The 12,822-nt window shown below is 71.5% G+C and carries 11 protein-coding genes; 4 read left to right on the top strand and 7 right to left on the bottom strand.

Translation table 11 applies throughout. From position 1 onward, the window contains the following. Positions 1–5: 5 nt before the first annotated feature. The 6 genes from ACFPFQ_RS11720 to ACFPFQ_RS11695 form a co-directional block, all read right to left on the bottom strand. A complete protein-coding gene (locus tag ACFPFQ_RS11720; protein WP_379617779.1) occupies positions 6–1,643 on the bottom strand; it encodes an AMP-binding protein in 1,638 nt (545 codons plus the stop codon). Continuing rightward, positions 1,640–2,506, bottom strand: coding sequence for a crotonase/enoyl-CoA hydratase family protein (locus ACFPFQ_RS11715; RefSeq protein WP_379617777.1), 867 nt, complete (start codon positions 2,504–2,506; stop codon positions 1,640–1,642). Before ACFPFQ_RS11715 ends, ACFPFQ_RS11720 begins: the two co-directional genes overlap by 4 nt. A gap of 171 nt (positions 2,507–2,677) precedes the next feature. Then, the gene (locus tag ACFPFQ_RS11710) at positions 2,678–3,859 is read right to left on the bottom strand and encodes an HNH endonuclease signature motif containing protein (protein WP_379617844.1); all 1,182 of its coding nucleotides are present in this window, start codon (positions 3,857–3,859) and stop codon (positions 2,678–2,680) included. 525 nt (positions 3,860–4,384) lie between these two features. Further along, a complete protein-coding gene (locus tag ACFPFQ_RS11705) occupies positions 4,385–6,016 on the bottom strand; it encodes an amidohydrolase (protein WP_379617775.1) in 1,632 nt (543 codons plus the stop codon). Positions 6,017–6,039: 23 nt separating this feature from the next. Then, positions 6,040–6,408 carry a hypothetical protein gene (locus ACFPFQ_RS11700; protein WP_379617773.1) on the bottom strand — a complete coding sequence of 123 codons (369 nt, stop codon included), beginning with the start codon at positions 6,406–6,408 and terminating at the stop codon, positions 6,040–6,042. Positions 6,409–6,411: 3 nt separating this feature from the next. After that, positions 6,412–7,176: an alpha/beta fold hydrolase gene (locus tag ACFPFQ_RS11695; protein WP_379617771.1), complete on the bottom strand. Its 765-nt coding sequence runs from the start codon at positions 7,174–7,176 to the stop codon at positions 6,412–6,414. Positions 7,177–7,680: 504 nt separating this feature from the next. Here ACFPFQ_RS11695 and ACFPFQ_RS11690 point away from each other — a divergent pair. The 4 genes from ACFPFQ_RS11690 to fahA are packed head-to-tail and all read left to right on the top strand — an operon-like array spanning position 7,681 to position 12,591. Further along, positions 7,681–8,646: an MBL fold metallo-hydrolase gene (locus ACFPFQ_RS11690; protein ID WP_379617769.1), complete on the top strand. Its 966-nt coding sequence runs from the start codon at positions 7,681–7,683 to the stop codon at positions 8,644–8,646. Continuing rightward, entirely contained in the window at positions 8,643–10,211 is a 1,569-nt protein-coding gene (locus ACFPFQ_RS11685) for an FAD-dependent monooxygenase (RefSeq protein WP_379617767.1), read from the top strand. Before ACFPFQ_RS11690 ends, ACFPFQ_RS11685 begins: the two co-directional genes overlap by 4 nt. Then, positions 10,211–11,410 carry a homogentisate 1,2-dioxygenase gene (locus ACFPFQ_RS11680; RefSeq protein WP_379617765.1) on the top strand — a complete coding sequence of 400 codons (1,200 nt, stop codon included), beginning with the start codon at positions 10,211–10,213 and terminating at the stop codon, positions 11,408–11,410. The genes ACFPFQ_RS11685 and ACFPFQ_RS11680 overlap by 1 nt, the downstream gene beginning before the upstream one ends. Next, complete coding sequence (fahA, locus tag ACFPFQ_RS11675; RefSeq protein ID WP_379617763.1) at positions 11,407–12,591, top strand: fumarylacetoacetase; 1,185 nt, start codon at positions 11,407–11,409, stop codon at positions 12,589–12,591. The genes ACFPFQ_RS11680 and fahA overlap by 4 nt, the downstream gene beginning before the upstream one ends. On the opposite strand, the gene ACFPFQ_RS11670 is transcribed toward fahA, so the two are convergent. Further along, on the bottom strand, positions 12,580–12,765 hold the full coding sequence (locus ACFPFQ_RS11670; RefSeq protein WP_379617761.1) for a DUF7455 domain-containing protein: 186 nt from the start codon (positions 12,763–12,765) through the stop codon (positions 12,580–12,582). The two genes, fahA and ACFPFQ_RS11670, sit on opposite strands and share 12 nt — an antisense overlap. Positions 12,766–12,822: the final 57 nt, after the last annotated feature.

Raw genomic sequence — 12,822 nt, 5'->3', positions numbered from 1 at the left:
CGAACTCAGTCCAGCGGCTTGTAGGTGCCCGCCGCCAGCAGCTCCTGCACCCGGAACTTCTGGATCTTGCCCGACCCCGTGAACGGGAGCTCGGTGGCCACGAACCACAACGACGGGGTCTTGGCGGGGGCGAGCTCGCTGCGGCACAGCGCGCGCAGCTTCTCGACCGTGGGCGGCGCGTCGGGGTCGCGGGGCCGGATCACCGCGGCCACGACCTCGCCCCAGGTCGGGTCCGGCACCCCGACCACGGCGATCTCGGCAACGTCGGAATCGGTGAACAGCACCTGCTCGATCTCGGCGGGGAACATGTTCTCCCCACCGCGGATGATCATGTCCTTGAGCCGGCCGGTGATGCGCAGGTAGCCGCGCTCGTCGAGCGTGCCGAGGTCGCCGGTGTGCACCCAGCCGTCGGCGTCGAGAGCGTCGGCGGTCTGCTCGGGCAGGTCGAAGTACTCGATCATCGACAGGTAGCCGCGCACACGGATCTCGCCCTGTTCCCCGATCGGCACCGGCGAGCCGTCGACGGGGTCGGCGATCTTCACCTCGGCGTTCCAGAGCGGGCGGCCGGTGGTGTCGGCGCGGTCGTCGGGCAGGTCCGACGGGCTGGTCTGCGTGATGATCGGGCTCAGCTCCGTCTGGCCGTAGACGGTGCTGAAGCCGCACCCGAACGCCGACTCGACCCGCCGCACCAGCTCGGGTGGCACGGCAGAGCCGCCGGACATGGCCATCCGGACGCTGGAGACATCGGTGGTCGCGAACGCCGGGTGGGCCAGCATGGCGATGAGCATGGTCGGCACGCCGAGTACCGCCGCCGGCCGGAACGTGCCGATCGCGTCGAGCACGAGCGCCGGGTCGAACAGCAGCGGCAGCAGCAGCGTCGCCCGCAGGTGGGCGCTGCCGAGCACGCCCATCGCGCAGCCCGCGGTGTGGAACAGCGGCATCGGGCTGATCCACGTGGAGCCGCGCTCCATCTCGGCCCGGATCCCGATGTAGTACGCGTTGGTGACGAGCCCGCGGTGCGCCAGCAGCGCGCCCTTGGGGAACCCGGTGGTGCCCGAGGTGTACTGGATCTGCGCCGGATCGCCGGCGGCGACGGCCGGGAGATCGCCGGTCAGCCCGCGCGCCTCGGCGGCGAGTGCCGGCCACTCGGCGAACCGGACGTGCTCGCGCACGGCCGTCAACCCGTCGAGCGCCTCGGTGGCGATCGCGTCCATGTCGGTGCCGCGGAACGCGCTCGCCGCGAACAGCCCGGAGGCGCGCGACTGCTCCAGCACGTAGCGCAGCTCGCCTGCCCGCAGCGCGGGGTTCGCGGTGACGATCACGAGCCCGGCCAGCGCCGCCCCGTACTGCAGCACGACCCACTCGGGCACGTTGGGCGCCCAGACGACGATCCGCTCGCCGGGCCGCAACCGCACCAGCAGCCAGCGCGCGCAGGCCTCGGCGTCGGCGAGCAGCTCGGCGTAGGTCCACGAGCGGTCGGTGCGCTCGGCGCCGGTCAGCGACCCCATCCCGGCCGGCACCAGCTCACGGATCGCCACGGTGTCGGGCGCATCGGCGGCAGCGCCCCGGAGCAGGTCACCCGCGGTCAGATCCAGCACCGGCTCGGACGTGTCGGCGGGGTGGTAGGACGTCTCGATGATCATGGCTGCGACCTCCGCTCGGGCAGCGGCCCGCCGCCGTCGGGGATCGTACGGCCGGAGTCCCGGTAGGCGACAGCGTCGTGGAAGCCGTCACGCTCGGCGAAGTCCTTGAACCAGCGACCCTCCGGTGAGTGCCGCGTGATGCCGTCGAACAGCGTGGCGAGCACCTGGGTGCCGGCCAGCCCCATGTTGTCGTAGGCTTGGTTGATCATGAGCTTCTGCATGACGAGCTGGTTGGTCGGCACCCCAGCCATGCGGTCGGCGAGTGCCTCGACGGCCGCGTCGAGCTCTGCAGCGGGCACGGCGTCGAGCGCCAACCCCCACGCGGCTGCCGTGGTGCCGTCGATGGTGTCGCCGGTCAGCAGCATCCGCTTGGCCCGCTGCGCACCCAGCCGGTAGACCCACATCGCCGTGGTCGGGCAGCCCCAGACCCGCGCGGGCGGGTACCCGATGCGGGCGTCGTCGGCCATGATCAGCACGTCGCAGGACAGCGCGATGTCGCTGCCACCCGCCACGGCGTGCCCGTGGACCTTCGCGATCGTCGGCTTCAGCGAGCGCCAGAGCGTGAAGAAGTCGTCGGTGTTGCGCTTCATCGCCCGGTAGTCCTTCACCGGATCCCAGACCGGCGGCTGGCTCCATGCGTTGCTCTCCTCGGCGAACTGCTTGAGGTCGTACCCCGCGCAGAAGGCCCGCCCGGCGCCCTGCAGCACGATCACGCGCACCGCGTCGTCGTCGTTGGCCCGCTCGACGGCAGCCCGGATCTCCGCGGGCATCACGTCATTGATCGCGTTGAGCCGCTCGGGCCGGTTGAGCGTCAGGTACGCCTTGCCGTCACGGGACTCGTAGGTGAGGGTCGTGAAGTCCATGACGGGATCATGGCGCAACGGCAAGGGCTGAAGGGCGCCTCGCCGGCCGGCGGTGGGGGAGGTTGGCTGCCCCACGGGTGGGCGCATGATCGGGCTGCGCCAGGTCGACGGGAGGGCACGACGGCCTCGGGAATGCGCGCTGCGTGCGCCACGGCATGCGGGCGCGTTCATTCAGGCGCTCATGGGTAGATCGATGCGATGCATCTGATTGCGGCGGGGGCCGCCCGGTATCCAGGGTGGTGGGTGGAAGAGTGGGAAACCATCAGTGATGGTGACTTCCCATTCTTCTTTGTGCATCACCATGTGATGATGCGTGCACAACAACACCAGGTTGCTGAGTGCGGTGATGCCGCCGCGGGCCCAATGCACGATGTGGTGTGAGGAGCACCATGGGGCTGCGGCTGTGCAGCCGGGGAAGGCGCAGCCGCTGTCGCGTTGGGCTAATGCGCGGCGCATCCAGCGGGGTACCACGCGTTGGGAGCGACCGATGTCGAGTGGTTCGCTGTTGCCGCCGAGGACGATGGGGATGATCTCGCCGTCGCAGGCCAGGCGGCGGGCGTCCTCGGCGGAGATCGGGCCGGTCATGGATCCGTCGCCGAAGTCGCGCAGGCCGGCACCGAGTCGGCTTTCGAGGTCTTCCAGGGTGATGGTGACGTTGACGTGCGGGCGTTCCCCACCATCGACAGGCAGCTGTCCGCAGGTCAGGGATCGGCGGGCGAGGTCGACCAGTGCGTCGGCGTCGCGTTCGGTCTTGGTCCGCGGATCCGGGGTGCCGTCCTCGGCCGGGCGGGGTGCGGCCAGGGGTGAGAGGGCAGTGTTGAGGTCGGCGGCGGATTCGTTGCTGAGCCAGCCGCGCAGGTCGAAGCCTTCGCCGTTCGCGGTGAAGGAGAGGTGGTCCTGCGCGGGTGGGGTGTCGCGGGGTGCGGCGCCGTCGGGGTCGAGGAACGCCAACCGCCGGCGCGCGAGGACACCCAGCTCGTAGGGGTTGAACACGCGGGCGTGCGCGGCGAGGTAGGACTCCAGCTCGACCCGGTGTGGTTCGAGGTCCGGCTTCAACCCGCCCAGCGTCCGTTGGATCACCGCGATGTGGTCAGCGGAGATCGCGCCCTCGGCGAGGGCCTTCGCAGTCTCCGGCAACGCCGCAGGCAACGCGTCACCGCTGGGGGAGCGTCCGGGCAGCACGTCCTTGGCGGCGGTGATCCGGCGCCGGGCCTCGGCTCTGGTGATGTTCTGGGTGCATTGCAGGAGTTCGTTGGTGGTGTTGTAGCCGTGCGCGCCGGCGAGTCCCCGCAGCTCGGCTTCGCGTACCAATTCGAACTCCGAGAGGCGCAGTAGATTCTTCTGCGTCTCTATTGTGGCGAGCCCGTGCAGGATCTCCTCATCGGAGGCTTGTCAGGCTGTTCTCATAGGCTTGATTCTATCCGAATGCGCGTTCGATCGCTAGCCCGGAAATTGCCATCGAGAACGTACTTGTGGTGATCAAATGGCCCTGTTGATCACATTAACTTCGTTCTCGACGAAGCCCTGCCGGCCCGGCCGGGAGACGCCGCCGTACATCTGTCGCATCGGTTGGAGTGCCGGCCATGATCGCCGGGTGCGGTACCTGAGGTGCACCGATGCAGCTCAGGTACCGCATTCGCTGATCATGCCCATCTGGCCGTGCAACGCGACCCCAACTCGCGGGTCATTCCGTCGCAACTCGCGGTGCGTTTGAGCGCAACTCGCGGCAAGCCGTGCGTCTGCGGCCCCGTGCCCTACCGGGCGGAGAGCCCGGGCGCGCGCTGCGCGCACACCGGGGGCCCCAACCCTCCTGGAGACCTGCCCCGCCGGCGAGCGGCCCGAATGCTCCCAGTGCAACCGGTCGGTCACCGCGCCTGCTCATCCCTCCGCCCCCAGCCCCTCCGCACCATGGATGCAGCGCCCCCCGACGAAGGTGCCCACCACCTCGATCGCCCCGATCCGATCCGGTGCCACCGCCGCGACATCGTCGGAGAGCAGCACGAAGTCCGCGAGCTTGCCCGGTGTGAGCGAGCCGCGCCGCGCCTCGTCGCCCGCGATCCACGCAGCGTCGACGGTGTAGGCGCGCAGCGCGGTGAGGGCGTCGACGCGTTCGTCGGGTCCGATCACCGCACCCGTCGCCGTCTGCCGCTGCACCATCGACTGCATGCCCAGCAGTGGCGCCCCGGCGGCGACCGGCCGGTCCGAGCTGCCCGGCACGCGCAGCCCCGCGCGCAGGAAGCTCGCGTGCCGGTAGAGCGAGCCGGCACGGGCGGGCCCCACCGCGGCCGCCATCGTGTCGCCGATCTCGTGGAGGAACCGCGCCTGGGGCACCGGCGTCACCCCGAGCGCCGCCATCCGGGCGATCTGCCCGGGAGAGGTGACGGCGGCGTGCTCGATGCGGTGTCGCCCGTCGGTCCGCAGGTGCGCGGCCTGCGCCGCGGCGAAGGCGTCGAGCGCCAGGTCGACGGCCCGGTCCCCGATCGCGTGCGCGGCCACCTGCCAGCCGGCCGCGTGCGCCTCGATGACCAGCGCGCGCATCGCGTCGGGGTCGTTCTGGAAGTAGCCGTGGGAGTGGCGGTCGCAGAACGGTTCGAGCATGGCCGCGGTGCGCGCGACGAGCGAGCCGTCCAGGAAGATCTTGACGGCGCCGATGCGGATCATGTCGTCGCCGAAACCGGTGCGCAGGCCCAGGTCCAGGCCCGTCGCGCCGGGATCGTCGGCGTGCCCGCCGAGCGCATGCAGGGTGTCGGCCACCGGCATGAGCTGCACCCGCACCGACAGGTCACCGCGGTCGCGGGCCAGCTGGTAGGCACCCAGCTCGCGCGGGGTCCGTCCCACCCAGCCGCCGCCGATGCCGCATTCGGTGACGTGGGTGAGACCCTCGGCGGCGTAGACCGCCGACGCGGCCCCGATCGCCGCGGCCACCTCGGCGGTGGCGAACGGCACCAGCAACCCGCTCGCCAGGTTCTGCGCCTGCTCCTCCAACGTTCCGGTGGGGTCGCCGTGCTCGTCCCGGACGACGACGCCACCGGTCGGCACGGCGGCTGACCCGTCGAGCACGCCGATCCGGTCCAGTACCGGGCTGTTCACGGTGGTGACGTGTCCGGAGCGGTGCTTGAGCAGCACCGGGCGCCCGCCCGCAGCGCGGTCCAACCCGAGGCGGTGCGGGTGGCCACCGATCGCCGTGTCGTCGTAGCCGGAGCCGATCACGAAGGCGTCCGGTGCGAGCGTGGTGGCGCGCTCGGCGACGCGGTCGTAGAGCCGCGCGAGCGTGGTCAGTCCGCGCAGGTCGACCTCGGCGAGCGACTGCCCGAACCACGCCATGTGGTTGTGCGCGTCGCCGAAGCCGGGCACCAGCGCCGCACCCTGCGCGTCGATCACGGAGCGCGCGTCCAGGTCCTCGTCGAGCGCGACGATCCGGCCGTGGTGCACGGCGAGGGTGTGCGCGACCGGGCGCTCGTCGTCCATGGTCCGGATCGCGGCGTTGCGGATGATCAGGTCGACGCGCATGGCACCTCCGTTCGCCAGCAGGGTCAGGAGCTGAGCCAGCCATAGGCGGTCTGCCGGGAGATGCCCAGCGCCCGTGCCATGGCGCTGGTCTCGAGGCCCTGCTCCTTGCCCGCGGCCAGCAGCTCCCGCTGCCGGGCCTGCAGCTCCGCGATGCCCGCGGCCACCTCCTCCATCTGGGCGATCAGCGCGGCCGCCTCCGGTCCGGCACCGGCGCGGGAGCGGCCGGCACCGGGGCGCGGGAAGCGGCGCACCGCCTCGGCGTCCCACAGCTTGGGGGAGCTCGTGCCGGGCAACGGCTCGGGCGCCTGCCCCCGCGAGACGTACCCGAGCCACGTCGGCGTCTTGACGCCCCAGGCGGCGGCGCACTCGGCGCTTGTCCAGGTCTCGGCCACCGGTCAGCCCGCCAGGAAGTCGCGCAGGCCCGCCGCGAACTCCGGTGACTCGAGCGCGGTCACGTGGTCACCGGGCACCACCTGGGCCCGCCCGTCGGGGATCGCGGCGGCCAGCTTCTCGATGTCGCGGGCGAACGGGTCGCGGTCCCCGCCGATCACGAGCGTCGGTGCGGTGATCGCGAGAAGGTCGACGAGATCCTGGTGGGCGGCCTCGGCCTGTGCGGCGAGCGCGAGGCGGTCGCCGCCCGTCCGGTCGGCGAACCGGCGGAACGTCCGCGCCGTCGGATCGGTGATCGTCGCCGGGTCGTCGGCCCGCAGCGCCTCGGCCAGCGCCAGCGGGGTCATGCTGCGCCGGTCGACGCCGCCGTGGAGCAGGACGCCCTCGCCGATCCCGCCGACGACGAGCCGGCGCACCCGCCGTTCGCGCGCGGCGGTGAGGACCGCGACGATCCCGCCCATCGAATACCCGGCCAGGTCGAACGGTCCGAAGTCGAGGTGGTCGGCGAGCGCGGAGACGTCGTCGGCCATCCGTTGCTCGCCGTAACACGACGGGTCGTGCGGCTTGTCCGACGCGCCGTGCCCGCGCGCGTCGATCGCGACGACGTGGCGGCCGGCGTTGACGAGCACGGCGACGATGCCGGGGTGCTCCCAGTTGCCCCGGCCGCTGGAGATGAAGCCGTGGTGCAGGACGACCGGCGGCAGCTCTCCGGGGGAGCCCCAGGTGTGGAAGGCGAGCGTCAACCCGTCGGGGGAGGTGAAGGTGGGCACGCTCGGAGGGTATTACGCGGGGCTCCGGCCGGAGGCCGCCATGAAGGATGAGAATCGGCGCTCTCGGGTGCGGTTGGGCAGTGCGTCCCGGCTTCAGGGCGCCCTCGCCGGGCCGGCAGATCAACAGGAGGGCACAACTGGGGTGATCAACGCCTACTGGTTCGGTGTTGACCATGAGCCTGTGGGCGTTGATCTTCGTGTCGGTGGTCGAGCGCGCACTGGCTCATGATCCAACCGGAACCGGTGGGCGTTGATCACTCACCCGGCGCGGCAGGCTCTCGCAACAGGCCCGGCGCGGGGGCGTCGGATGCGCTTCCCGGTAGGTCCCGCTGGTAGGCCGCGTTCGGATGGGGATTCTCCTGACAGCCACTGTGCCGCAACGAGGTTGCAGGAAAGTGGCTTTCCTGCAATCCGGTGCAGGGCGCTTCGGGGGTTTCCCCATGCCACCGTCTCCCGTACGCTGCGTCAGGTAGTCAAAGCTTTGATCAAACGAAGGGGTCGGGAATGCCAGCGAAGCCGTTCGCGTCGTCAGGGGACCTCGCCGAGAAGGAGCAGACCCTCGAGGTGCTGGCCGATGGCGTCTACGCGCTGACGGCGGAGGGTGACCCCAACATCGGCGCCATCGAGGGCGAGGACTTCCTCGTCTGCTTCGAGGCGCTGGCCACGCCGGTGGCGGCGCGGAAGTGGCTGGCCATGCTGCGCGAGCACACCGACAAGCCGGTGCGTTACCTCGTGCTGAGCCACTACCACGCCGTCCGCGTGCTGGGCGCCTCCGCGTTCGACGCCGAGGTGATCGTCGCGCACGAGAACACCCGCGCGCTGGTGGCCGAGCGGGGCAAGCAGGACTGGGCATCGGAGTTCGCTCGGATGCCGCGCCTGGCCGACGGCGCCGACTCCGTTCCCGGGCTGACGTGGCCGACGCTCACCTTCTCCGACCGGCTCACCATCGACCTCGGCGGCGACCGCGGCGACCTGGTCCTGCAGTACTGCGGGCGCGGCCACACCGAGGGCGACATCGTCGGCTGGCTGCCGCGGCACAAGATCCTCTTCGCCGGTGACCTGGTGGAGGCCGAGGCCGCGCTGTACACCGGCGACGCGTTCCACCGCGACTGGTCCTCCACCACGCTGGACCGCGTCCAGGCCATCGGCGCCGAGACGCTGATCGGTGGCCGTGGCGGTGTCAGCAAGGGTCGGGCCGCCGTGGATGCCGCGATCGCCCAGACCCGCCACTTCCTCGACACCATGATCCGCGAGGTCGGCGCCGCCCAGTCGCGCGGCGGCACGCTGAAGGACGCCTTCGAGGCCAGCCACGCCGCGCTGCACGAGCAGTACGGCCGCTGGCCGATCTTCGAGCACTGCCTGCCCTTCGACGTCTCCCGGCTGTGGGACGAGCTGGCAGGCGTCGAGCGTCCGGTGATCTGGACGGCCGAGCGCGACCAGGAGGTCTGGGCGCAGCTGCAGGGCTCATGAGCGACGCATCGGGGCAGCGCACGGACCCCGTGATCGTCATCGGCAACGGGCCGGTCGGGCAGACCGCCGCGCTGTTGCTGGCGCGCTGGGGGGTGGCCAGCATCGTGCTGGACCAGCGCCCGGCGCGTGACCTCGTCGGGTCCAAGGCCATCTGCCAGCACCGCGACGTGCTCGACGTCTGGGCCGCTGTGGGGGTGGGGGCACAGGTGGCGGCGGAGGGCCTCACCTGGACGACGGCGCGCACCTTCCACCGCGACGCCGAGCTGTTCAGCTACACCTTCGCCGACCAGGGCCGCTCCGCGTTCCCGCCGTTCGTCAACATCTCCCAGTCGCGCACCGAGGAGCTGCTCGATGCGGCGATCGCCGCCCAGCCGCTGATCGAGGTGCGGTGGGGGCGACGGGTCACCGGGATCGTCCAGGACGGCGACGGGGTCGACGTGCGGTGTGGCGACACGCTGCTGCGCGCGTCCCACGTCATCGCGTGCCCCGGTGCCGGTGCCTCCGAGCTGCGTACCCAGCTCGGCGTCAGCTTCGACGGCCACTCGTTCGACGACCGCTTCCTGATCTGCGACATCCGCGCCGACCTGCCCGGCTGGGCCACCGAGCGGCGCTTCTACTTCGACCCGGAGTGGAACCCCGGCCGGCAGGTGCTGATCCACCCGTGCCCCAACTCGCTCTTCCGCATCGACTGGCAGGTGCCCGCGGGCTTCGACCTCGACGCGGAGTCGAGCTCCGGCGCGCTGGACGCGCGGATCCGCGCCATCATCGGCGCCACCCCCTACGAGATCGCCTGGAAGTCGGTCTACCGGTTCCACTCGCGGCTCGTGGACCGCATGCGCGTGGGACGGGTGCTGCTGGCGGGCGACGCGGCGCACCTCGTGTCGCCGTTCGGCGCGCGCGGCCTCAACTCCGGTGTCGCCGACGCGGAGAACGCGGCCTGGAAGATCGCCTACGTGCGGCGCGGTTGGGCGCCCGAGCAGCTGCTGGAGAGCTACCACTGCGAGCGCCACGCCGCGGCCACGGAGAACATCGCGGTCACCACGGCCACGATGGACTTCCTGGTGCCACCCGATGCCGCGCGGGCGGAACGTCGCGTCGATGTGCTGGAGCGGGCGGCCGTTGATGCGGGCGCTCGCGCGCTCGTCGACTCGGGACGGCTCTCGGAGCCGTACTGGTACGTCGACTCCCCGCTCACGACCCCGGATGCGGCGCGGCCGTTCGCCGGGCGCCCGCCGCGGGGTGAGGTGCCGCCCGCCGGTCCCGGGGTCCTGGTGCCGGACGCGCCGGTGGTGGTCGCCGGACGGGTGACGCGTCTGCGCGAGCTCGCCCGCGACGGCATCCTGGTGCTGACCACGGACGCGCTGCCGATCCCACCAGGTTCCGGCCCCGTCCGGGTGCTGTGCCTGCCCGACATCGACCCGTCCGGCGAGCTCACCGTCGCGCTGGGCGCGAAACCTGGTGAGGTGTGGGTGATCCGCCCCGATGCGCACATCGCAGCGGTGCTGGACGGCCCGGATCCCGCACTGCTCGCGACGGTGATCCGCCGCACGACAGGAGGACTGTGATGGCCTACTACCGCAGCGTCGGCGCGATCCCGCCGAAGCGCCACACGCAGCACCGCAACGCGGACGGGGCGCTCTACTACGAGGAGCTGATGGGGGAGGAGGGCTTCTCCTCGGACTCGTCGCTGCTCTACCACGCGGGTGTGCCGTCGGCGATCGTCGACGCGACGCCGTGGGAGCTGCCCGACCAGTCCACCACCGAGAACCGGCCGCTGCTGCCGCGTCACCTCAAGCTGCACGACCTGTTCGGCGACAACGAGTGGAAGGCGGCCGACGTCGTCACCGGGCGGCGGCTCGTGCTGGGCAACGCCGATGTCCGCATCTCCTACGTCGTGGCGGGCGAGGCATCACCGCTCTATCGCAACGCCGTCGGCGACGAGTGCGTGTACGTCGAGTCCGGCACCGCCACCGTCGAGACGGTGTTCGGCTCGCTGGAGGCGCGCCAGGGCGACTACGTGCTGCTGCCCCGCGCCACCACCCACCGCTGGGTGCCGACGGGCTCGGAGCCGTTGCGCTGCTACGCGATCGAGGCCAACAGCCACATCGCACCGCCCAAGCGCTACCTCTCGCGCTACGGCCAGCTGCTGGAGCACGCGCCCTACTGCGAGCGCGACCTGCACGGGCCCGTCGGGCCGTTGACGGTGGCGGCGGGCGACGTCGAGGTGCTGGTGAAGCACCGCGGGAGCCGGGGCATCACCGGAACCCGCTACGTGGTGCCGACCCACCCGTTCGACGTGGTCGGCTGGGACGGCTGCCTGTACTCGTACACGTTCAACGTGGCGGACTTCGAGCCGATCACCGGGCGGGTGCACCAGCCACCGCCGGTGCACCAGGTGTTCGAGGGGCAGAACTTCGTGATCTGCAACTTCGTGCCGCGCAAGGTGGACTACCACCCGCTGTCGATCCCGGTGCCCTACTACCACTCCAATGTGGACTCCGACGAGATCATGTTCTACTGCGGCGGCAACTACGAGGCCCGCAAGGGTTCTGGGATCACGCAGGGCTCGATCAGCCTGCACCCGGGCGGGCACTCGCACGGCCCGCAACCCGCCGCCGTCGAGAAGTCGATCGGGGCGGAGTTCTTCGACGAGCTCGCCGTCATGGTCGACACGTTCCGCCCGATGGAGCTCGGTGAGGGCGCAGTCGCCAGTGAAGATCCCGCGTACGCCTGGACGTGGGCCGGAAGGGGACCCAGCGCGTGACCGGCTTCGGCATCGACAACCTGCCCTACGGGGTCTTCTCCCTTGGCGACAACACCTTCGGCGGTGATCGCCGCCGCATCGGGGTCGCTCACGGCGACGACGTGCTCGACGTCTCCGCGATGGCACAGGACACCCCGTTCGCGCCGCTGCTGGACGCGCCGGTGCTCAACCCGCTGCTCGCGGCCGGGCGCGCGACGTGGACCGCGGTGCGCGCCGCGGTGCGGCAGTGGGCCGACGACCCGGCCGCGGTCCGGTACCCGCGTGCCGACCTCACGCTGCACCTGCCGTTCGAGGTGGGCGACTACGTCGACTTCTACTCCAGCGAGCACCACGCCACGAACGTCGGAAAGATCTTCCGGCCGGACGGCAACGCGCTCACGCCCAACTGGAAGCACCTGCCCATCGGCTACCACGGGCGCAGCGGTTCCGTCGTGGTGTCGGGCACGCCGATCGTGCGCCCGCAGGGGCAGCGCAAGGGCCCGCAGGACCCGGCGCCCGTGTTCGGGCCGTCGGTGCGCCTGGACATCGAGGCGGAGGTCGGGTTCGTCGTCGGCGCGGGATCGGAGCTGGGCTCGACGATCGACGTGGCCGACTTCGCCGAGCACGTGTTCGGCGTGTTCCTGCTCAACGACTGGTCCTCGCGCGACCTGCAGGCCTGGGAGTACGTGCCGCTGGGCCCGTTCCTGGGCAAGTCGTTCGCCACGTCGATCTCGCCGTGGATCGTGCCGCTCGACGCGCTGCAGGCCGCCCGGGTGGCACCGCCGGCGCGCGACCCGGAGCCGCTGCCGTACCTGCGCGACGTCGAGGACTGGGGGCTGGACCTGGAGTTGGAGGTGCGGCTCAACGGGCACGTCGTCACGCGCCCGCCGTTCGCGTCGATGTACTGGACGGCCGCGCAGCAGCTCGCCCACATGACGGTGAACGGGGCGCCGACGCGGCCGGGTGACATCTTCGCCTCCGGCACCGTCAGCGGTCCGGAGCGCGATCAGTTCGGGTCGTTGCTGGAGCTGAGCTGGGGCGGCTCCCAGCCGATCACGTTGCCCGACGGCAGCGTCCGCACGTTCCTGGAGGACGGCGACGAGGTCACGATCTCGGCGACCGCGCCGGGGCCCGATGGCACCCGGATCGCGTTCGGCGAGGTGACGGGACGGATCGGGCCCGCGCGGTCGTCAGGGGCGTGACTCCCAGCGCATGTCGGCGCTGAGCTCGGCGAGCTTCTCGCTGTGCTTGCGGGTGTGGTGGCCGCAGAAGAGCAGCTCGCCCGCGGCGAGGACGACGCGGACCTTGGCCTGGGCGCCGCAACGGTCGCAGCGATCCATGGCGGTGAGGGGCATGGCGATCGGCGTGGTGATCATGACCTTCTCCTTCCGTACGGGCTGGCTGATGGGAGAAGTCTGCCGCCGCCGCGCCAT

It is taken from the genome of Pseudonocardia sp. GCM10023141, assembly GCF_042653605.1.
Note: the sequence above shows the minus strand (reverse complement) of the source record. Positions and strands in the feature narration are given on the sequence as shown.

Excerpts from the sequence above, each read along its gene's own strand:
- ACFPFQ_RS11670 (WP_379617761.1), bottom strand. The coding sequence starts at position 12,765 with ATGATCACCACGCCGATCGCCATGCCCCTCACCGCCATGGATCGCTGC.
- ACFPFQ_RS11720 (WP_379617779.1), bottom strand. The coding sequence starts at position 1,643 with ATGATCATCGAGACGTCCTACCACCCCGCCGACACGTCCGAGCCGGTG.
- ACFPFQ_RS11685 (WP_379617767.1), top strand. The coding sequence starts at position 8,643 with ATGAGCGACGCATCGGGGCAGCGCACGGACCCCGTGATCGTCATCGGC.
- ACFPFQ_RS11715 (WP_379617777.1), bottom strand. The coding sequence starts at position 2,506 with ATGGACTTCACGACCCTCACCTACGAGTCCCGTGACGGCAAGGCGTAC.
- ACFPFQ_RS11680 (WP_379617765.1), top strand. The coding sequence starts at position 10,211 with ATGGCCTACTACCGCAGCGTCGGCGCGATCCCGCCGAAGCGCCACACG.
- ACFPFQ_RS11690 (WP_379617769.1), top strand. The coding sequence starts at position 7,681 with ATGCCAGCGAAGCCGTTCGCGTCGTCAGGGGACCTCGCCGAGAAGGAG.
- ACFPFQ_RS11705 (WP_379617775.1), bottom strand. The coding sequence starts at position 6,016 with ATGCGCGTCGACCTGATCATCCGCAACGCCGCGATCCGGACCATGGAC.